Annotated in this window: 14 protein-coding genes; 3 read left to right on the forward strand and 11 right to left on the reverse strand. The window is 53.6% G+C overall.

The annotated features are described in order from the left end of the window. Positions 1 to 566: 566 nt before the first annotated feature. The gene (locus ACXYMU_RS19320; protein WP_458988064.1) at positions 567 to 1,811 is read right to left on the reverse strand and encodes an NAD(P)-dependent oxidoreductase; all 1,245 of its coding nucleotides are present in this window, start codon (positions 1,809 to 1,811) and stop codon (positions 567 to 569) included. A 266-nt stretch (positions 1,812 to 2,077) separates the two neighbouring features. Here ACXYMU_RS19320 and gcvP point away from each other — a divergent pair, with 266 nt between their 5' ends. Together gcvP and ACXYMU_RS19330 are read left to right on the forward strand one after the other, a co-directional pair. Then, positions 2,078 to 4,996: an aminomethyl-transferring glycine dehydrogenase gene (gene gcvP, locus ACXYMU_RS19325; RefSeq protein ID WP_458988065.1), complete on the forward strand. Its 2,919-nt coding sequence runs from the start codon at positions 2,078 to 2,080 to the stop codon at positions 4,994 to 4,996. Between the two features lie 162 nt (positions 4,997 to 5,158). Then, positions 5,159 to 5,755 (forward strand): DUF4136 domain-containing protein, encoded by a 597-nt coding sequence (locus ACXYMU_RS19330; protein WP_458988066.1) that lies wholly within the window; start codon positions 5,159 to 5,161, stop codon positions 5,753 to 5,755. A 105-nt stretch (positions 5,756 to 5,860) separates the two neighbouring features. Here ACXYMU_RS19330 and ACXYMU_RS19335 read toward each other — a convergent pair whose 3' ends face one another. From ACXYMU_RS19335 to ACXYMU_RS19360, 6 genes are all read right to left on the reverse strand, one after another. Continuing rightward, positions 5,861 to 8,155 (reverse strand): TonB-dependent receptor, encoded by a 2,295-nt coding sequence (locus tag ACXYMU_RS19335; protein ID WP_458988067.1) that lies wholly within the window; start codon positions 8,153 to 8,155, stop codon positions 5,861 to 5,863. A 230-nt stretch (positions 8,156 to 8,385) separates the two neighbouring features. After that, positions 8,386 to 10,383 (reverse strand): OmpA family protein, encoded by a 1,998-nt coding sequence (locus ACXYMU_RS19340; RefSeq protein ID WP_458988068.1) that lies wholly within the window; start codon positions 10,381 to 10,383, stop codon positions 8,386 to 8,388. Between the two features lie 18 nt (positions 10,384 to 10,401). Further along, positions 10,402 to 11,337, reverse strand: a complete 936-nt coding sequence (locus ACXYMU_RS19345; protein ID WP_458988069.1) for a PorP/SprF family type IX secretion system membrane protein — start codon at positions 11,335 to 11,337, stop codon at positions 10,402 to 10,404. Positions 11,338 to 11,370: 33 nt separating this feature from the next. Then, on the reverse strand, positions 11,371 to 14,151 hold the full coding sequence (locus ACXYMU_RS19350; RefSeq protein ID WP_458988070.1) for an ice-binding family protein: 2,781 nt from the start codon (positions 14,149 to 14,151) through the stop codon (positions 11,371 to 11,373). Positions 14,152 to 14,678: 527 nt separating this feature from the next. Then, positions 14,679 to 15,590 (reverse strand): lipoyl synthase, encoded by a 912-nt coding sequence (gene lipA, locus ACXYMU_RS19355; protein WP_458988071.1) that lies wholly within the window; start codon positions 15,588 to 15,590, stop codon positions 14,679 to 14,681. Positions 15,591 to 15,702: 112 nt separating this feature from the next. Next, positions 15,703 to 16,434 (reverse strand): hypothetical protein, encoded by a 732-nt coding sequence (locus tag ACXYMU_RS19360; protein WP_458988072.1) that lies wholly within the window; start codon positions 16,432 to 16,434, stop codon positions 15,703 to 15,705. Positions 16,435 to 16,505: 71 nt separating this feature from the next. On the opposite strand from ACXYMU_RS19360, the gene ACXYMU_RS19365 reads away from it, so the two are divergent. Next, complete coding sequence (locus ACXYMU_RS19365; RefSeq protein ID WP_458988073.1) at positions 16,506 to 16,913, forward strand: OsmC family protein; 408 nt, start codon at positions 16,506 to 16,508, stop codon at positions 16,911 to 16,913. Between the two features lie 38 nt (positions 16,914 to 16,951). Here ACXYMU_RS19365 and ytxJ read toward each other — a convergent pair whose 3' ends face one another. The 4 genes from ytxJ to ACXYMU_RS19385 all read right to left on the reverse strand — a co-directional run bounded on the left by ytxJ (position 16,952) and on the right by ACXYMU_RS19385 (position 19,978). Further along, complete coding sequence (gene ytxJ, locus ACXYMU_RS19370) at positions 16,952 to 17,293, reverse strand: bacillithiol system redox-active protein YtxJ (RefSeq protein ID WP_458988074.1); 342 nt, start codon at positions 17,291 to 17,293, stop codon at positions 16,952 to 16,954. After that, a complete protein-coding gene (locus ACXYMU_RS19375) occupies positions 17,290 to 17,715 on the reverse strand; it encodes a hypothetical protein (protein ID WP_458988075.1) in 426 nt (141 codons plus the stop codon). Before ACXYMU_RS19375 ends, ytxJ begins: the two co-directional genes overlap by 4 nt. Next, entirely contained in the window at positions 17,709 to 17,924 is a 216-nt protein-coding gene (locus tag ACXYMU_RS19380; protein WP_458988076.1) for a hypothetical protein, read from the reverse strand. Before ACXYMU_RS19380 ends, ACXYMU_RS19375 begins: the two co-directional genes overlap by 7 nt. 74 nt (positions 17,925 to 17,998) lie before the next feature. Further along, positions 17,999 to 19,978, reverse strand: a complete 1,980-nt coding sequence (locus ACXYMU_RS19385) for an alpha-ketoacid dehydrogenase subunit alpha/beta (RefSeq protein WP_458988077.1) — start codon at positions 19,976 to 19,978, stop codon at positions 17,999 to 18,001. Between the last annotated feature and the right edge of the window lie 19 nt (positions 19,979 to 19,997).

Consider the following 19,997-nt stretch of genomic DNA (forward strand, 5'->3'; position numbering starts at 1 on the left):
ACTTAGTTTGCAAATCTTTTTTCAATCTTTTTTTCTTGCCTTTCAGCGAAGGCTTCCTTGTGAAGCGGGTTGCAAAGGTAAGAACCTTTTCCCTTTCCGCAAGCAACAAAGGAAAGTTTTTTTTTCGAAGCGAGCAGGGCCTGAACCCTGTGTTACGAAGCGGCCCCCTTTCGGAACCGGGTTGCAAAGGTAAGCACCTTTCCGTCCCGAACAAGCAGACAGGCGAAGTTTTTTTTCTGCCCTGAACCTGCCCTCATCCTCTCTTTCCCGACGTTCCTGCTGAACCGGGATGCAAAAGTAGGCAAAAAGAACTGCGATGCAATACCTCCGCCAGAAAAAAACAGCCAGAATCCCCCCCTCTTAGCTAACGCACTCTAAGCGAGCGGGAATAGTTTTGAAGCCTTTTTAGAAATGCCTAGCCTATGTTATGTTGGGTGCGCCGCTATACCCTTTGTAGTGCCTAGAAATATATGATAGAATACTCTATCGTGGTCTATGGATACATTTGGAGTATCATTCTATATCTCCACATTATCAATTATTAGAATTATTAATCCGTTCTCGTGTTAGATTGCTTCCTTCCTGGTTTTTTGGGCGCTGGCACTGTCGGCATATTCCTGCAGGTAACTGAAGCGGGGCATCAGTTTGCCGGCTTTGGCAATAGTGCCGCGTTCCAGCACGCCTTCGGCATCGCCATTAAACAAATGCGGGAAAACATGATCAATCAAATGGCGGCCAAAATCACGGGAGGCATTGCGCGGCAACTCACAGGGGAGGTTGTCTACGGCCATCACCGTAATATTGCCGGGGTTACTATAGGCAGGTTCTAGTTCTTCTGTTTTGGGATTGTAATCATACACTGGTTGCGGAATGGTGCTCGAACGCTTGGTGGTTGGTATGGAGCCGTTCACATCGCAGGTAATATCAGCGATGGTATTAATTTTAAAGTCAGGCTGGCGCGTATCCTCTTCTGTGAACAGCTTCGGAGCCCGTGGATCCCAGAAGGCGCAGGCGAGCAACAGGTCCGTTACGCGGGTGAACTTCCGGAAGGTACTCTTATATAAGTGTGGGTTGGCATAGAAGTCCGGTGAGTCCCATACCTCCACGTCGGGGCGGTTATTATAATCAGCAGAGCGCAGTTGTGCGTACACCGGCTCTGTGAATTGTTTGTACAGGTAATCGAACACGCTCACTTTCCGGATGCCCATCTTGTCGAGCACCTCCATGGCGCCCCCTGCCACGCGCCCTCCCCCGGTAACGGCGATCTTGATCGGGGGCAGCTTTACTTTAAAGTACTCCTCCTGCATGTCCTCCATCTCATGGCACAGGTAAGCCGGCTTAAGCTTGAACAGCTTCCATTTCTCGCCATAGGCCAGAATCCCGTTATAAGCTCCAACAATGCCGGCATACCTGCCAAAGGCGACTAAGCGTTGTCCTTGGGTATCGGTCAGCGTTTCGTAATCTATCAGCGTGATGTCTTTGTCGAGGATGGCACGGAGCAGTTTGGCGTTGTGCGGCTGCTTCTTGATGGTATGGGAAAAAAAGAAGTAGGTCTTACGCGGAATAAGCTGCTCCACCGGTACCTCCTTCACTCCCAGCAATATGTCGCAATGGCTCATATCCTCCTCCAGCGGGATGCCCAGCTCGGCGTACTCAGCGTCGGAGAAACTGCGGATAGTGCTGGGCTGCACGCAAATCTCCATCTCCGGAAATGCCTGAAGCGCCTCCACACATTTTTTTGGGGTAAGGGGTGCCCGTTTATCTACCGGTATCTTTCCTTCTTTAATGATACCCACTTTGATTGTGCTCATAGCAGTGTCCGCTTGAATTGTTAGCCTAACATCCTTGTTAACCTTAAGAGGTGAAATATGCCTTTACCGGATTTAAATACACATTGATACGGTTAAAGGCCGATGCATGAAAAAACTGAGGCCGAAAGCCTTAAGTATTTAGTTTTGATGCTTCAATATAATAAACAAATCCTAGTACTTTTGTATTAAATATACTGACGGGCAACCCCCGCAGTAAACGCTGTATTCTTAAAACTACTCATTTTCCCAATCTATAAATTTCCGTTATGATTTTTAAAACCAAGCCTGCAGATGTATTCAAGGAGCGCCACAACGGTCCGGACAAAGCGCAGATGCAGGACATGCTGAAGACTATCGGGGCTGACTCTCTGGACAAGCTGATTGAGGAGACCGTGCCAGCGGCCATCCGACTTAAAAAGCCGCTGAACTTACCCGCCGCGCTTTCTGAGAAGGACTTCCTGAACAAGTTTGGCCAGATCGCGAAGCAAAACAAAGTATACAAGTCCTACATCGGCCTGGGCTACAACGACACCATCCTGCCGCCGGTGATTCTCCGCAACATCATGGAGAACCCGGGCTGGTATACCGCCTATACCCCATACCAGGCTGAGATTGCGCAGGGCCGACTGGAGGCGCTGATCAACTACCAGACCATGGTGATGGACCTGACTGGTATGGAGATCGCAAACGCATCCTTGCTGGATGAGGGCACTGCCGCCGCTGAGGCCATGGGTATGTTCTTCGCGCAGCGCAAGGGCGCCCGCAAAAACGGCCATCGCTTCTTTGTATCGAACCAGGTATTGCCGCAGACCATCGACATCCTGGCTTCCCGCGCCACCCCGATCGGCATTGAGCTGGTGATCGGCGACCACCGCGAAGCAGACCTTACTGACGAAACCCTCTTTGGCGCCCTGGTGCAGTACCCTGCTGCCGACGGTGCCATTTTTGATTATACTGACTTTATAGCAAAAGCACACGAGCAGGGTATGCTGGTAGCTGTGGCTGCCGACATCCTTTCGCTTACCTTGCTAACCCCTCCGGGGGAGATGGGTGCCGATGCCGTGGTGGGTACCACCCAGCGTTTTGGCGTGCCGATGGGCTTTGGCGGTCCACATGCGGCCTACTTTGCCACAAAGGATGCCTTTAAGCGCGTAATCCCGGGCCGTATCATTGGTATTTCTGTGGATGCCGCCGGCGACAGAGCTTACCGTATGGCCCTGCAGACGCGTGAGCAGCATATTCGCCGCGAGAAAGCGACGTCCAATATCTGTACCGCGCAGGTACTGTTGGCCGTGATTGCCGGTATGTATGCCGTATACCACGGCCCGCGCCGCCTGAAGTACATCGGCCTGAACACCTTTGCCCTGGCCCAACAACTGGAGAAAGGCCTGAAGGCACTTGGCTTTGCGCAGCAGAACGAAGCTTACTTCGACACCCTGAATGTAGTGGCAGAAAGCGCCGACATGCAGCAGGCGATCCGCACGGAGGCCGAGGCAGCCGGTATGAACTTCCGCTATTTCGGGGAAAACAACATCGGTATCTCCCTCAACCAAAACACCGACCTGCTGGATGTGAAAGCCATTCTGGCCGTGTTTGCGAAAGTAGCGGGCAAGGATGCAGATGTATTAGGCATTGATACTTTGCCAGAAGAAACAGATGTCACCTGGGCGGATAGCCTGATCCGTAAGAGCAGCTATATGGAGCAGGAAGTATTTAACAAGCACCACTCTGAGAGTGAGATCCTGCGTTACATGAAGCACCTCGAGAACAAAGACATCTCGCTGGTACACTCCATGATTCCGCTAGGCTCTTGCACCATGAAACTGAACGCCACGGCCGAGATGATCCCGGTAACCTGGCCAGAGATCGGGCAGTTACACCCGTTCGCCCCAGCTGACCAGACAAAAGGGTATGAGCAGATTTTTGCTGACCTGGAGGCTTGGCTGTGCGAGGTAACGCAGTTCGACGCGGTTTCTTTGCAGCCAAACTCTGGCGCGCAGGGCGAGTACGCCGGTCTGATGGTGATTCGCGCTTACCACGAGTCGAAAGGCGACACGCACCGCAACATCGCCCTCATCCCGTCTTCGGCGCACGGCACCAACCCTGCCTCTGCCGTGATGGCGGGTATGAAAGTGGTGATCGTGAAGTGCGACGAGAGAGGAAACATTGATGTGGCCGACCTTCGCGCGAAGGCCGAGCAGCACAAAGAAAACCTGTCGTGCCTGATGGTAACCTACCCATCTACCCACGGGGTGTATGAGGAGAGCATCATCGAGATCTGCCAGATCATCCACGAAAACGGTGGCCGTGTGTATATGGACGGTGCCAACATGAACGCGCAGGTAGGACTGACTTCGCCAGCAACCATCGGTGCCGACGTTTGCCACCTCAACCTGCACAAGACTTTCTGCATCCCGCACGGTGGCGGTGGTCCGGGTATGGGCCCAATCGGTGTGGTGAAAGATCTGGCTCCTTTCCTGCCGGGCCACGCAGTTAGAAAGATAAACGGCGAAGAAGCCATCAACGCGGTATCGGCTGCACCATGGGGCTCTGCCTCTATCCTTCCAATCTCTTATGCCTACATCGCGATGATGGGCGGCGAAGGTCTGACAGAGGCGACGAAAGTAGCCATCCTGAACGCCAACTATATCAAGGCACGCCTGGAGCAGCATTACCCGGTGCTGTATGTGGGTAAGAACGGCCGTTGCGCACACGAGATGATCCTGGATTGCCGCGAGTTTAAGAAGTTCGGTGTGGAGGTAGAGGATATCGCAAAGCGTTTGATGGACTATGGCTTCCATGCGCCAACCGTTTCGTTCCCGGTAGCGGGCACGCTGATGGTGGAGCCGACGGAGTCGGAGGCTCAGGAAGAACTGGACCGCTTCTGCGATGCGATGATCTCGATCCGTGCGGAAATACGTGAGGTGGAGGAAGGCAAAGCCGACCAGAAGTACAACGTGCTGAAACACGCGCCGCATACCCTGAAAGTGGTGATGGTGGAAAACTGGGAGCGTCCGTACTCACGCGAGAAAGCCGTGTTCCCGATGCCTTCGCTGCGCGAGAACAAGGTATGGCCTACCGTTAGCCGCATCGACAGTGCCTACGGCGACCGTAACCTGGTTTGCTCCTGCGCCCCGATTGAGTCTTACAACGAGAATGGAAATGAGATGGTAGCTATTGGTTAACCACTAATGCACCTGTTCATAGAAAGCCCGGCTGTTATGGTCGGGCTTTCTGCTTTTAGAGGCTGGCGGTTAGAAAGATCTTGTTTGCCTGTCGTCATAACAGCCAAACGCCATCCCCCGTTACAGCAGGTAAGCCATATGTTATACCTCTATCTGATTGATATGCTAAAAGCGAGATCCATCTATAGCGCCGCCATCTTGTTTGTACTTTTCCTGGCCCTCAGCGGCTGTGCCCGGTATCCGTTTCCGGAAGTGGAATACTCTTTCGATCCGGAAATCAACTATAGAAAGTTCAGGACCTTTGGTTGGTATAAGGTGGAGGCCCCGACGCTGGGTGGCGGCCAGGACAATTTGGTTGATGACCGCGTGAAGAGCGCTATCGCCAGTGAACTGGTGAAAGAGGGTTTGAACCTGAAAATTGAAGGCATTCCTGATCTATACGTGGCCTACGACATTGCAGTAGACTCCGCTACGTATGCAGCGCGTGATGTGAACTTGCCTCCGGGGTATGGTTTTGCCTATTGGTATGGCTATCGCTACCGTTACCTCCACGCGGGACTGCCTAATTACATGGACATCGGCCGGTATGACATCGGCACATTAGTCATAGACCTGATTGACCCGACAACCAACCAACTGATCTGGCGTGGCACTGTGGATGCCGACATCAGCCCGGAAGCATTGGACAATTCGCGCATCACGGTTGTTGTAGCCAGAATCCTATCCCGGTTCCCGCCTACACCGGACATTACCCGTTAAGTGCTCCTCTTTATTGTATATCGCTTAAAAACAAGCGCCTTAACAGTTTCTTTATCATACGCAGGGCTCTCCCATAGTGGAGACAGCAGGGAGAGGCTTACTCTTTTACAATTTATAGTTCAGCCGAACTCCGCCATAAAAAGTCCGGTCAGTGGCGGGCTGGAAGTAGCGGCCACCGAAGGCGTTGAGGTCGTTGCCCAGGCTGTACTTTTTGTCTGTCAGGTTTTCGGCCCCGGCAAATACTTCTAACCCAAGTCGCTTCCCGAGGTTTCGCTTATACCCTGCCCGCGCCCCTAGTATAAAATAGGCGTCGGCGTATACCGTGTTCTCGTCGTTGAGCGGAATCTCATCCGTATAGTTGGCGGTGGCATATAAGTAAAGACCCGGCGTCGTCACGACATCTAACCCCGCTGTGGCCGAATGCGGCGCTACACCTGTCAGGTCGTTGCCCGAAAGCACTGTTTCGTTGCGCTGGTACTCCCGGAAACGGAAGTGGTTGTAGGTATAACTTCCCCATACCCTGAGCTTGCTTAACGTGAGTTGTGGATCATTCAGGATATCGTAGCCCAGCATGGTTTCGAGGCCTTTTTGAGAAGTAGAACCTACGTTGCGGAAAATCGCCACGCTGGAGGCATCCTGGCGGCTCACAATGGTTTCGCTGAGCCGGAAATAGAATCCCACAACATCAAAAGAAAGTCGGTTGTTGAATGTCGTCCCCCGGATACCGGTTTCATAGTTTATACCCTTTTCCGCCTCCAACTCAGTATTCAAACTGCCTTCTGAGGTTAGGATCTCCTCTTCCGTGGGCGGCGAGAACCCCGAGCTAACACTGGCATGTACCGCGATATTGCTTGTGAGCTTCTTCAAAAGTGCTACTCGCGGCGAAAGCACGGCATCAAAGTCACGCACGATACGCGGCTGACTGGCGCCTCCGGCCTGTGCCAACCGGGTAATATCGTACTGGGTATCGTTCAAGCTGAGCGCCACGGTAGCAATAATTTCTGCGGGCAGCTCCACCTCCGCCTGCGCAAAGGCAAACCCTGTTTTGGAGATCACCTCATCATCTGTCCGAAGCTTATCGGGGGTACCACCCACATTGTCGTAGGTGCGGGCCACTTCCAGGCCCCGCTGGTATTCTGCGCCAAACGTGTAGCGAGTGGCCAGGCTACCAAAGCGGCCTTTATACACGAAACTGGTGCGTCCGCCTAACTCCTGATAAGCGTTACGCTCGTAGTCGGTGTTGAAGGGGTTGTCTTTAAACCGGTGTGTGCCATAAAAGGAGGTTGTGTTCTGCCAGTTGTCGCTGAACCGGTATTCCTGCTTCAGGCCTATGTTCAGGTTTTGCTGATCGATGGAGGCGTTTTGTACCACACTCCCGAACCTGCCACCGCGCGCCTGCCGCGGCTTTTCATTGTACTGCTCCTGCGTGAGCCCGCCGGGCAACTCATAGTATAGATCCGAATAGATGATGTTGGCAGCTATCGTTTGCTTGTCGGATAGGTAAAACTCCGGGGAAATGAGCAACACCTGGCGGTCCATGGCGCTCTGCTCCCGGTAACCGTCATACTGCTGCCGGCTGTACTGCACCAGCAGGTTATAAGTATCTGTGCCGGATGTGGCCGTGGCCGTGTAGCGCCTCAGCCCGTAAGACCCGGCCGTTGCGCCTACCTCCAACTGCGTAGTGCCTGCCTCAGCGCGCTTTGGCTCGAGCAGGATGGTGCCCCCCGTGCCGGCACCGTATACGCTGGCCGCAGGTCCCTTCAAAACCTCGATCCGACCAAAGTTACCGGCATCCAGTAAGTTAAACTGGGTTACGCCGTTCGCTTCGGTAAACGGGATTCCATTGAAATACAGCTTAACGTTCCGGATACCATAGGGCGAGCGCAAGGAACTCCCCCGAATCGAAATGCGGTAACTGGCAGGGGCACGTTCCTCCATCCGCACACCCGGCAACGTACTTACAGCCCGCACCACCGAGCTCTCATCAAACCGCTGTACCAGCTCTGTCTCCACAATCCCTATCGCTCCCGCAGTTTCCAGCAAGGGGCGGTTGGTTTCATAGCCTGTTATCTCCACCTCGCGCAGGCTTGCGGCTACTGGTTGCAGCCATACCTGTAGGTTATCCTCTCCCGGACGAAGCGCCACGGTTTTGAAACCATACCCCAGGTAGCTGAATGTGAGGCTTCGGGCAGCCTCCGACACCGAGAGGCTAAAAGCGCCTTGTTCGTTGCTGATAGCCTGCTCACCGCCCGGAGCTGTTACGGTGACGCCTTCTAAGGGCAACTCACTTCGGGCATCTAGCACCTGCCCACTTACCAGCCGCTGGGCTAACAACACCTGGGGCAGGAGGAGCATTAAAAAAAGGACAACAGAAAAGCTTCTAGCTAAGGTTAATCTCATGGGTAGGTTCTAAAACAATTTTGCAAACGCAAGGCAGCCGACAAAGTTAGGCTTTAAAAACTGCCTGTACCGCTTTACAACAGAGGGACAAAGCGAAGGTTCTGCTTCCTTTTACGCTAACTGAACTTTCCTGAAATACCGGTTTTAACGCTGCCCTCCTTTATTAACGGCTGTAAATAGAAAAGGCCCGGCAATATTGCCGGGCCTTTTCTGCTGTAAAAAGTAGTGTGCTAGTTTTTCTTGATGGTGAATTCCGTGCGACGGTTCAGTTGGTGTTCTGCCTCAGAGCATTTCGCACCATCCGTGCAACCGTTCACCAATCGTGTTTTACCGTAGCCTTTGCCTGTCAGCCTGCTTCTGCTGATGCCTTTCGACACCAGGTAATCCACTGCAGACTGTGCTCTACGCTCTGACAGGCGCTGGTTGTAGTTCTTGCTTTCGCGGCTATCCGTGTGCGAGCTCAGTTCGATCTCAATTTTCGGGTTGCTTTGCAACAAGCCTACCAGTTTATCAAGCTCTTTCTTAGCATCCTCCCGAATCTCCCACTTGTCCAGGTCATAGTAGATATTCTCGAGCACAATGGCTTTCTCCAGCACGTTCTTATCAAACAAAAGAGCGACAGACACTGTATCCGGGGCGTTAGCGGGCACCTGGGCGGTGGCTTGCACCGTCAGGTAACCGTCTTTGGTGCCTGAGAAGTTATAGCTATAGCCTTTTCTGGCATCCAGGTAAAACTTACCCTGCGCATCTGTCAGCACCGTAGTAGAGTCCGCTTTTTCCTGCGCTACTAGTACATGCGTGGCTCCAAGAGGCTCCTGCACAGTGCGTTTCTTGTCGTTTTGCTTGCGCTCCAGAGTCGTGATAGCCAAAACAACCGGCTTGTTCAGGATCTTAAAAGAGTAGATGTCGTCGGTTCCGTTCTTCGAGTCGCGGTTAGAGGACAGCAAGCCCTGTTCACCTGGCTTCGTAAACAGGATGCCGTAGTCGTTCTTAGGCGAATTGACTGGGTAACCAAGGTTTCGGATAGCCTGCCAGTTGCCTGGTGTGCCCTCTGCCGAGAAAACATCCAGCCCGCCCAAACCCGGGTGGCCTTCAGAGGCAAAGTATAGTTTCCCTTCCGCATCCACGTACGGGAAGCCTTCGCGGCCAGGTGTATTTACCACGCTCCCTGCGTTTACAGGGGTACCCCAGCTACCGTCGGCCTGGCGCACTGTATAGTAAATGTCAGTGTCTCCCATACCTCCCGGCATATCAGAGGCGAAGTACATGGTGTTGCCATCTGGCGTCAGGGCTGGGTGGCTTACCGAGTACGCTGCTACTTTATTGTAAGCAAAAGGCTGGAGATTGCCCCAGGCACCATCCTTTTTCTCGGCACTGTAAATCTCCAAACGCTTCACATCAGCACTTCCATTGACATCTGCAGCGATGGCCGGCTTTTCCCAGCTCGTAGGGTCAATATTGACGCGCTCTTTCTGCGGAACGCCTTGGGTGCGGGTGAAGTAAATGATGTTGCCGGATGCGTCAGCGGTGGCAGTGGCGTTGTGGTAGTCTGCATTAATCACGCCGGGCAAGGCTGCCGGAGAGCTCCAGTTGCCTTGTCCGTCCTGCTCGGCTGTGAACAGCTGCAGGAACGGGCGACCCGTCCATCCGAAAATGGCGGTCTTCTCTTTCCCTACCTGCACGCCCCTGTCAGAGCTGAACAGGATGCCCTTGTCACCGAAATGCATCGGGCTAAAGTCAGAGAAGCCGGAAGTGTTCAGCTTCGAAAGCGGCTCTACAGTGGCCACGGCAGGTTGCTTTACCCACTTGCCTGCCATTTCGGTAGCCAGCATCAGTTCCTGCGCCTGCTCTGCCTTCTCGGGCATTTCCTCTCCCCAGGCCATGTACTGCTCGCGGGCTTCGGCATACTTGCCGTTGCTGCGTAGCGCCTCGGCGTAATAGTATAAATTCATCGGCTCGCGCCCTTCCATGGCCACCACTTTGCCATACCAGTTCTCGGCAGGCTGTGTTTGGCGCGTCAGGCGGTAGGCGTCTGCAATGCGTTTTGCAGTTTCCAGGTCCGGGGTACGCTTCGCTGCTGCTTTCTGGTATTGCTCCAGTGCCAGCGCATACTGGTAATTAGCGAAATGGTCGTTTGCCTTGCGCAACGAAGACTGGGCGCTTGCCGCGGGGGCCAAGCCGATCATCGCCGCTACAACAAGGTATAAGGGGGTATATCTGTAGTTCATAGGTGTAAGCGCTAAAAATTAAAAGTACTGTGGTGTCAGCATTTTGGTGTCTTTCTGCTTCTTGATGAAGTAGTAGCCGACCGATACTTCGTGGGTGTTGTAGCCCCCCAGCCCGTTCAGCATCTTATCGTAAGAGTAGCCCAGGCGCATGGCCTTCAGCACCTGCAGCTCGGCAATAAATGCCACCGCTGTACGCTTTTTGATATCGTCGCCCTCGGTGTCTCCGAAAAGGTTCATGCTGGTGCGGTAAGAGCTACCCAACCATAAACGGTCGCTGAGGAGCACAAAGGCGTTCAGGTCCACGTTGGCTGGCGCGTTGAAATCCTCTTTCACCAAAACGCTTGGCTTTACTTTCACAAACGGGCTTACGTCAAACACATAACCGGTTGTAAAGTAAAAGTGGGTCTCTGGCTCCACCTGGTTCATGTCTTCGAACTGCAGTAGGTCAGAGGCAGAAAGGCCGGCGTAAAAGCGGGAGGTATGGAAATAGGCTCCGAGTTTAATATCCGGTTTGATGGTGGTTTCTTTTCCTGTCGGAATAGACGGGTCGCCCTCGATGCCGAATTTAGAACCGTCCAGGGTGTGCTGCACCAAACCCGGCGCAATACCCAGGCTCATCACAGCATTGTCGCTCAGCGGTAATTTTACGGCGGCGTTGCCATACACACTGAACGTGCTCTGGGCCCCGATCTCGTCGCGGGTCATGTTCACGCCAAGGCCAAGTCGGTCGTTAGCCACTACCCCATCAACCAAAAGCGACTGTGTGTTAGGGGCACCGTCCATACCTGACCACTGCGAGCGATGAAACAGGTTCAGGTTCAGCGCGTTCTTGCTGCCGGTATACGCCGGGTTGATGGACATGCTGTTAAAAATGTATTGCGAGTACTGCGGGTTTTGCTGTGCGCTGGCTGCTGTTGTAAGCAGCAGCGCCAGCAATGTATAGAATATTTTCATTTTCATTTAAGTTTCAGATTTCACGACTACGGTTTAGCGGATAAGGGTCACATATCCAGTAAACTCTTTCACAACGCCACCACACACTGTTACCCTTACTTTATAGAAGTAAGTACCTTGCTCCAGATTGCTTCCTCTCCAATCGTTCTCGTAGTTATTCTTCTTGAATACCTCAGAACCCCATCGGTTGAAAATCGTCACTTCGTTCTGATCATACTTCGTCAGGTTCGAGATCACCCAAGTGTCGTTGATGCCGTCGCCGTTCGGGCTAAAGGCTTTCGGGAAGTTCATATTGCCGTTGGCAAGCGATGCATCGATGTTCGAGCTCGTAGTGGCACTGCTGCACGACCCGTTGAAAGCCGTTACGGTGATCAGGCCTCCTACTGCGTTGGCGTTGTCAGCTTTTACAGTGATGCTGGTTGTTCCCTGGCCCGACGTAATGGTGAAGCCCGCAGGCACTGTCCATACATAAGAGGTGGCACCAGTAGTGGCGGCGATGCTATAAGTAAGCCCATCGCATACATTGCTGTTATCCTGGATAGCGGTTGGGGTAACCGGCTTAGGCGTTACGCTTACAGCTTTAGAAATTTGCGGTGCCGAGGCACATGCGTTAGAAGCAACCACCGTGATGTCTCCTCCGGCAGTTCCGGCCTCCACAGTGATAGTGCCTGTGCCCTCTCCGGATACAATTCTCCAGCCAGAACCGGTTGGTACAGCCCAGGTATAAGTAACCCCGTCCTCAATGGTGGCAAGGGTATATGTCTGTTGCATGGCCTCGCATATGGTAGCCTCCCCTACAATCTGGTTCGTGGTGAGTGGCCCTGCAGCAGGCGCTACATTAAGGGTTGCGGTCTCGCTGGTGCCGCATGCATTAGCGATGCTCAGGCTTACCTGCCCTATACCTGTCCCTACTTCCACTACAATGCTGTTGGTGTTGCGTCCGCTCAGCAGCGTCCAGGTTTCCGGCACAGCCCAGTTATAAGCTGTGGTTCCTGCTACAGCCGGAGTGCTAAACGTCATGCTCGCGCCTACACAGCCACTGGCATCACCAGCAATAATTGGCATGTCAGGCACTGTGTTCACCTCTACGCCTAAACTCACCGCACTTGTGCTGCCGCAGATGTTAGAGGCTATCACGCTGATATCGCCTGACTGGCTTCCCACCTTCACACGGATTGAGCGCGTTCCCTCTCCGGAAACAATCTCCCAATCATCTGAAGGCAATCTCCAGGTATAGTTGTCGGCGCCAATCACAGTGCTTGTGCTATAAGTTACTTCCGTTCCGGCGCATACCTCGCTGCTGCCTGTAATAGAGGTTGGTCCGGCTAGCAAAGCAGAGGTAGTCGCGATTACCTGTGTGGCCCTTCCCGTTGTGAAGCAGCTGTTATTCGCTACCAAGGTCAGGGTACCGCCCGCAGCGCCAACGCTCAGCTGCACGGCTGGGGTGTTGTTGCCCGCTGTGATGCGCAGGTCGCCGGTTGTTTCCCAGGTATATGTCACGCCATCGCCATAGGCTGCTACAGAGTAGATATAGTCGGTGCCGTTCTGGCAAACCGTCGGCAAGCCCACAATCACGGGGTCAGCCAGTCTGTTTACAACAGACACCTCCTGGGTAGCTGTATACGTTTTACCGCACTGGTCCTGGGCAGATACGCTGACGGTGCCAGGCGTAGCGCCGCCGCTCACCGTAATGGTGTTCCCAGACTGTGACACCTGGGTTAAGCCGCCTGACAGCGTGAAGGTATAAGTAGCCCCCGGAATAGCTGAGGCCGTGTACACTACGTTGTCGCCTTCGCAAACAGAGGTGTTGCCCGTAATCGCGAGTGAATTCACCTGCTGACAACCTACTTCTATTACTTCTTCATCGGTGTCCCTGTCATCCTCCGGGTCAGTTTCGTTTGAGTCCGCTGCGGCGGTATTAACCACAGTTCCGGTGCCGGTAATCTTGAATGTCAGTTGGATCGTGCGTGTCTCGCCGAACTGCAATTCGCCAAGGGTCCAGGTCAGGGTGCTCGCATCAAAGGTGCCTTCTGTAAACACCGCCGAGCCCGTTACGTACTCCAGGCTTGCTGAAGGGAAATCCTGCACCACAACACCCGTTGCGATACCAGAGCCAGCATTGCGCACGGTGATGGTATAGGTAATCTCGTCGCCGATGACATAATTGCCGGCAGGGGCTGTTTTAGTGATTGTCAGGTTAGGCTCTACCAGCGTAGGCATGTACAGGTTGTTCTGGTTTAGCACCACCTTCCCGTTCAGGGAGATGGCACGGCCGGATACGACCACGCCTTTGTGCAGCACCACGTCCTGCTTCGCGATAAAAGTACCCTGTATACCCGCCAACTCGCCAAACTCCACGCCACCGCTTACAACCCAGTACACGTTCTTGGCCTGTGCGCCGTTCACCAATCGCACGCCAGCCGTGAGTGAGTTGGAGCTCATACTGCCATCCACGATGATGATGAAAACGGAATTGAGGTTGTTGAGGCCGTTCAGGGTCAAAACCCCTTGCAGGCTCAGGTTTCCGCTGATCTTGTAGGTGCCGGGAATCAGCTCGATCCCGCGGCCGATAACTGGCAGAAGAGGGATAGCAGGGCTGCTTGCCGCCAGGGAGTTGTAGGCTGCCAGTGCATCTGCCTGTGCCCCTGCGGCAATTTCAGTGCCTTTTTCGGCACGGCCCTTCTCAATGGTGATCCCGGCTTCATTCACGATGGTATTACCGGGGTACACCCCAATATTACCTGTAACGCCGGTTTCGCCGTTGTTGATAATTTCTGTGGCTGCCAGCACCGTAAAGGTACTCGCTCGCCCCATTGTTGGATCTGTCTGCGCGTAGCTAAGGGTGATGCTCGCAGTCAAAAAAAGACAGACTAAGAGTAAAGTTCGCATCATAGGGGTTTAAAATAAAAAACGGAAATAATTCATTTGGAAGCGTTCAGGCAGGATAGCGGCGGACCTGTAAATATAGATTTTCATCAATATTATACAATGCTCGATTACCTGAACAAAGGTATAGGATGTGTTATGGTTCTGTTTCTGTCTCATACTCAAATCAATGAAGAGAGCCAAAGGTCTGCCGGGGTATACACCGGCAAGTAAAAATAAATGTCAAAACGCAAGCATTTCGCTGCTTACAAAAGTACTGATATTTTTATATATAAAAATATAATTATTTAAGTTGAGTGACATTTTTTCAAGCGGAGTTGGGGCTAAATCTGCTTTTTTATCGATCAATACTTAGTTTCTAACTACAGAAACAAATATTACCCATTTAATTAGTACAAAAAAAAAGCTTTGTTGCGGCTGCAACAAAGCTTTTCTGAGCTAAAAATATTATTTGCCTACACGTTCACGTGGCGCTCGGCGTGGTACGAAGAGCGTACCAACGGGCCTGACTCTACGTATTTCAGGCCTCGCTTCAATCCTTCTTCACGATAATGGTCAAACAGATCCGGGTGGATAAACTCGGCCACCTCAAGGTGCATTTTAGTTGGCTGCAAGTACTGGCCCAACGTCAGGATGTCGCAACCGTTGGCTGCCAGGTCATCCATGGCCTGGTATACCTGCTCGCGCGTTTCGCCCAACCCCAGCATAATGCCGGTCTTGGTGCGCTGCCCATACTCCTTGGTGCGGCGGATTTGCTCCAACGAGCGGTCGTATTTGGCTTGCGGGCGCACGCGGCGGTAAAGCTCCTTCACCGTCTCCATGTTGTGCGACACCACTTCCTGGCCCGGCGAGATCATCGTGATCAGCGCATCCCAGGTGCCTTTCACATCCGGGATCAGGGTTTCGATGGTGGTGGTTGGCGACATGATTTTCACCTGCTTTACAGTGTCGTGCCAAACAGCGGCACCACGGTCCTTCAGCTCATCGCGGTTCACGGAGGTAATCACGGCGTGTTTCACACCCATTAGTTTGATGGCCTCTGACACACGGCGCGGCTCGTCTTCGTCATATTCGTTTGGTCGGCCGGTAGCCACAGCACAGAAAGAGCAGCTGCGGGTACACACGTTGCCTAAGATCATGAAAGTAGCCGTTCCCGCGCCCCAGCACTCGCCCATGTTCGGGCAGTTGCCGCTCTCGCAGATGGTGTGCAGTTTATATTCGTCTACGATGCTTCTTACTTTGGCGTACTCCTTCCCGACCGGCAATTTTACCCGCAGCCAGTTTGGCTTGCGTGGCTGGCCCAGCGCGTTAAGCCCCTCGGGCCTGGCATTGGGCTGTATAACCGGAAGTGTCATTAATTCATCCATGGTGCAAAGATAGGAAGTTATGCGTTAAGAGGTTAACCGACGGCCAAAAATGTGGCGGCCCGGGTTTTGCCTTCTCAACAAAGCACCACGGTAGTTTGTTCGCTAGGGATTGTTATTTACGGCTGCCGTAATAGAGGTTCAGGTATACTGACGTGAAGGTCTGGTTGTTGCTGGCATTGGGGATGATAATGGGCTTGCTGGCAAATGCCTCCACCATAAAGCCTACCTCTATTCCGGCGATGCTCTCGCGGTAACGCCCATACTCAAAGCTGAGGCCCGCCTTCAGATGCACACCGGGGCGCACCTTCATTTCGCCAAGTCCCCTGAACAGGTTATCGCTCCCCAGAATGTAGTCGCGGTCCAGGTGGCGGCTAGGGTCATACTGCTCGGTGCGGATGTTGGTTCCCTGCCCGCCGTAGTTGTAGTCGATGTAGTACGGAACCAGCAAACCCAGCGAAGGGCCTGCTGCCGCCAGTGCGTTTACCTGCACCCCCGACTCCGGTGCTTTTTTGAACAGCACCAGTTCGCGGCCATAGTGCGGGCGCACCACAAACAGGTAGTTCTGCTTGCCGTATACAAAGGCTTCCCCGGATATCGGGCTGAACTCGCGGCTCTCCTTGGGGTGTTTGATCTCTACAACCTCTATACCCCCGAACTGGTACATGCGCTCATTCATGTAATAGGAGGAGCGGACAAAGGCACCGCCAATCAGGCCACCGTTCGAGTTGAAGTTCACGCCGTAGCTCAGCTCGTTCTGGAAGCTCTCGTCTTCCTCGGACTGCGCTTGGGCAGGCGCTACCATGATCAGTGTAAAAGCAAACAGAAGTAGAAGGGATCGGACCAAGAATCTGTATAGTTTAGATTATCTAAAAGTACTTAACTTTACATTGAATTCAAAAAAACAAACTCGCACGTATGGCAACTATCACAAGCACTTATAACGGAAGCCTGCGCACCTCAGCGCAGCATATCGCTTCTGGCAACAGCATCATCACCGACGCCCCTGTGGATAACAACGGCAAAGGCGAGGCCTTCTCTCCTACCGACCTAGTATGCGCCGCACTGGGCTCTTGCATGATGACCATCATGGGCATCCTGGCGAACCGCTCCGACATCGACATTGACGGCATTACGCTGGAGACAACCAAGGTTATGGCTGCAGAGCCGCGCCGTATTGCCGAGGTAATCCTGAACTTTACGCTGCCTGTCGATAAAACGTATACCGACAAACAACGTGCGATGCTGGAGAATGCCGCCCGCACCTGCCCGGTGGCTCTTAGCCTGCACCCGGACGTAAAGCAGACGGTTACCTTCCAGCAATAGAATATACTCTAAGGGTTGCGGCGTGGCCTTTGGATGGGCTACGCCGCAATTTTTTTCTTCAAAGCGTCTATGCCGATGCTCATATGCGAGGCATCGTAGGTGCAAACGCCATCCTGCACCAACAGCAATTGCGGCGACTGGTGCTCCACATGCAACACTTCCGCCACTTCGTTAGAAACCGGTCGGTAACGCAGCAAATCCAGATAGTATGCCTTCACGTGGTCCAGCCCAGCGCCCTGCCATTGTCTTTCGATACGGCTTTTGGCTGTGGAGCTGATCGAGCAGGTTGTGCTGTGCTTGTAAATCACCACCGGCGTCTCTTTCGACTCGGCCAATAGCTCGTCTAGCTGCTCTGTGCTTGTAAGGGGGTGCCAATTCATATATGCGTATTCTCTTTTTTAAGTAAACGTTTGATTTTAGGTGTTTTGTGTTTCTTCTTCCTGAAAAGCGGGAACCGCCTGACCGGCTTGCCCTGTTCGTTGAACTGGTACGAAGCCCGCTTCTGCTGCTTCAGTCGCTTGCGGGCCGCTGCGCCTTTCCGGAAGGTATAGGCACTTGTATTCAGGTGCGTGTCTTTGTATGCCGGGTCTGCCCGCTCCGCCTCTTTCAGCGATTTGCGCATCTGCTGGCCATGCTGCTCCTGAAAGCTGATCTGCCCATAGCCGGGCACTGCCAACAGCAGCCAGAATAAGGCAACAACTCCTGCGCGCTTAAAATGTTTCTCCCTCGCTGCCTCCATACGCCTGCCATTTTCTAAGGGAGTATACTGCTCCTGAAAAAAGTAGTTTCTTTTGCCTACCATATCCGCCATCCCTTGCTTTTTTTCACCCGGCCGTCTTTGTCTGTCGGCACTCGAATCGCCTCCAGCCCCTGGCCGCCCTGCGTCGTCATTTTCACGCGGTTGCGCTTGCCGGTAGGTTTAGGGCATGGGATGCCCTTGCGCTGGCAGCCAGTGCCCAGCACCAGTGACAGGCTAAAAGCTGCTAGTATAAAGAGACGAAACACGCGCATAAAAAAAAACAATGGTAAAGCATTCTATTTGAGTTAATTAAGTTAGTCAGAAATCTTTAAACCTGAAAGCCCGCTTAATACTGCAGCATGGCCTCCACTTTCTGGCGAAGGCGTTGCTTTGGCAAGAACTCCTGCTCGAGTGGCGGCGCAAACGGCACGGCGGTATCCAGGCTGGCTACGCGGACAACCGGGGCATCCAACAGTTCAAAGCAATGCTCTCCGATCCAGGCAGCAATCTCGCCGCCGATGCCTCCGGTCAGAGTATCTTCGTGCAGCAGCAGCACGCGGCCTGTTTTGGCCACCGCCTCATGCACTGCTTCTTGATCCCATGGCAACAGCGAGCGCAGGTCCAGGATGTGCAGGCTTGCCTGCGTCATTTCCTGCTGTAGCTGCTGAGCCCAGTGCACGCCCATGCCATAGGTGATAATAGTTAAGTCGGTGCCCTCTGCTACCACCCTGGCTTTCCCGATTTCTACGGTATAGTAATCATCCGGAATCTCCTGTGCGATGGCACGGTACAGCAGCTTGTGCTCGAAAAACAGCACAGGGTTCGGGTCTTCGAAAGCGGCGTTTAGCAGGCCTTTGGCATCGTAGGGCGACGAAGGGTATACCACCTTCAGGCCGGGGGTATGGAAAAACCACGCCTCGTTGCTCTGCGAGTGAAATGGCCCTGCAGCGGCACCGGCCCCTGTTGGCATCCGCACCACCACATCGGCATTCTGGCCCCAGCGGTAGTGGCTTTTGGCCAGGTTGTTTATGATCTGGCTAAAACCCGCGCTCACAAAATCGGCAAACTGCATCTCCACCATGCTCTTCTGGCCACGCACTGCCAAGCCTAAGCCTATACCCAGTATGGCCGACTCACACAGCGGCGTATTGCGCACGCGTGCCTTGCCGAACTTCTCGACAAAACCTTCGGTTACCTTAAACACACCGCCGTATTCAGCAATGTCCTGCCCCATCAGCACCAGCTCCGGGTAGCGCTCCATGCTCTGGCGCAAACCATCGGAAATGGCATCCACAAAGCGGCGTTCGGTCTTGCCCTCTGCCATGGGCTGTATCACCTCCTGAGCGAAAGGCTGGTACATGTCCGCCAGTTCCTGCGCCTGGTTCGCTTCCGGCATGGGAGTAGCGAAGGCTGTCTGCAACCCCTGCTCAATCTCTTCCCGCAGTTCTGCTTTGATGGCCTCCATCGTCTTCTGCGTCAGGACCAGGTCTTCCAGCAAAAACTTCTCGAAGTTCTCTACCGGGTCTTTCTTCGCCCACTTCTCAAACAACTCCTGCGGCACGTACTTAGTACCACTGGCTTCCTCATGGCCCCGCATCCGGAACGTGATGGCCTCGATGAGCATCGGGCGCGGGTTCTTGCGGATGCTGGCCGCCGCCTGCTGCACGGTATGGTATACCTCGATGATGTTGTTGCCGTCCACCTGTAACGCGTCGATGCCGTAGGCCGGGCCTTTGTCTATAAAGTTGCGGAACTTGAACTGCTCGTTGCTCGGCGTGGAGAGGCCATACCCGTTGTTCTCGATCATGAAGATGACCGGCAAGCCCCATACCGCCGCTACGTTCAGTGCCTCATGGAAATCTCCTTCCGAGGCGCCGCCGTCGCCGCTGAACACCAGCGTTACTTTCTCTTTCTTCTCCAGCAGGTCGGCCAGGGCAATGCCATCGGCTACGGCCAACTGTGGCCCCAAATGTGAGATCATACCCACAATGTGGTGCTCGTTCGAGCCGAAGTGGAAAGAACGGTCGCGGCCTTTGGTGAAGCCGGTGGTCTTGCCCTGGAACTGCGCAAACAGGCGGTCCAGCGGTACCTCACGGCTCGTGAAAACACCCAGGTTGCGGTGAAGTGGCAATATATACTCGTCTTTGTCGAGGGCAAGGGCCGCCCCCACCGAGATGGCTTCCTGCCCGATGCCGGAGAACCATTTGCTCACTTTGCCCTGCCGGAGCAGCACCAGCATGCGCTCCTCGATCATGCGTGGCTTCAGGATAGCACGGTACAGGCTGACAAGCTCGTCGTCGGTATAGTCTTTGCGGTTGTAGTTCATCTCTAAAAAGAAAACCTTA

Source organism: Pontibacter sp. CAU 1760, from assembly GCF_054482735.1.

What these genes read in the sequence shown, in the direction of transcription:
- ytxJ (WP_458988074.1), bottom strand. Translation starts at nt 17,293, where the DNA reads ATGAATTGGCACCCCCTTACAAGCACAGAGCAGCTAGACGAGCTATTG.
- ACXYMU_RS19320 (WP_458988064.1), bottom strand. Translation starts at nt 1,811, where the DNA reads ATGAGCACAATCAAAGTGGGTATCATTAAAGAAGGAAAGATACCGGTA.
- ACXYMU_RS19385 (WP_458988077.1), bottom strand. Translation starts at nt 19,978, where the DNA reads ATGAACTACAACCGCAAAGACTATACCGACGACGAGCTTGTCAGCCTG.
- lipA (WP_458988071.1), bottom strand. Translation starts at nt 15,590, where the DNA reads ATGGATGAATTAATGACACTTCCGGTTATACAGCCCAATGCCAGGCCC.
- ACXYMU_RS19345 (WP_458988069.1), bottom strand. Translation starts at nt 11,337, where the DNA reads ATGAAAATATTCTATACATTGCTGGCGCTGCTGCTTACAACAGCAGCC.
- ACXYMU_RS19330 (WP_458988066.1), top strand. Translation starts at nt 5,159, where the DNA reads ATGCTAAAAGCGAGATCCATCTATAGCGCCGCCATCTTGTTTGTACTT.
- ACXYMU_RS19375 (WP_458988075.1), bottom strand. Translation starts at nt 17,715, where the DNA reads ATGGTAGGCAAAAGAAACTACTTTTTTCAGGAGCAGTATACTCCCTTA.
- ACXYMU_RS19380 (WP_458988076.1), bottom strand. Translation starts at nt 17,924, where the DNA reads ATGCGCGTGTTTCGTCTCTTTATACTAGCAGCTTTTAGCCTGTCACTG.
- ACXYMU_RS19340 (WP_458988068.1), bottom strand. Translation starts at nt 10,383, where the DNA reads ATGAACTACAGATATACCCCCTTATACCTTGTTGTAGCGGCGATGATC.
- ACXYMU_RS19335 (WP_458988067.1), bottom strand. Translation starts at nt 8,155, where the DNA reads ATGAGATTAACCTTAGCTAGAAGCTTTTCTGTTGTCCTTTTTTTAATG.
- ACXYMU_RS19365 (WP_458988073.1), top strand. Translation starts at nt 16,506, where the DNA reads ATGGCAACTATCACAAGCACTTATAACGGAAGCCTGCGCACCTCAGCG.
- ACXYMU_RS19350 (WP_458988070.1), bottom strand. Translation starts at nt 14,151, where the DNA reads ATGGGGCGAGCGAGTACCTTTACGGTGCTGGCAGCCACAGAAATTATC.
- gcvP (WP_458988065.1), top strand. Translation starts at nt 2,078, where the DNA reads ATGATTTTTAAAACCAAGCCTGCAGATGTATTCAAGGAGCGCCACAAC.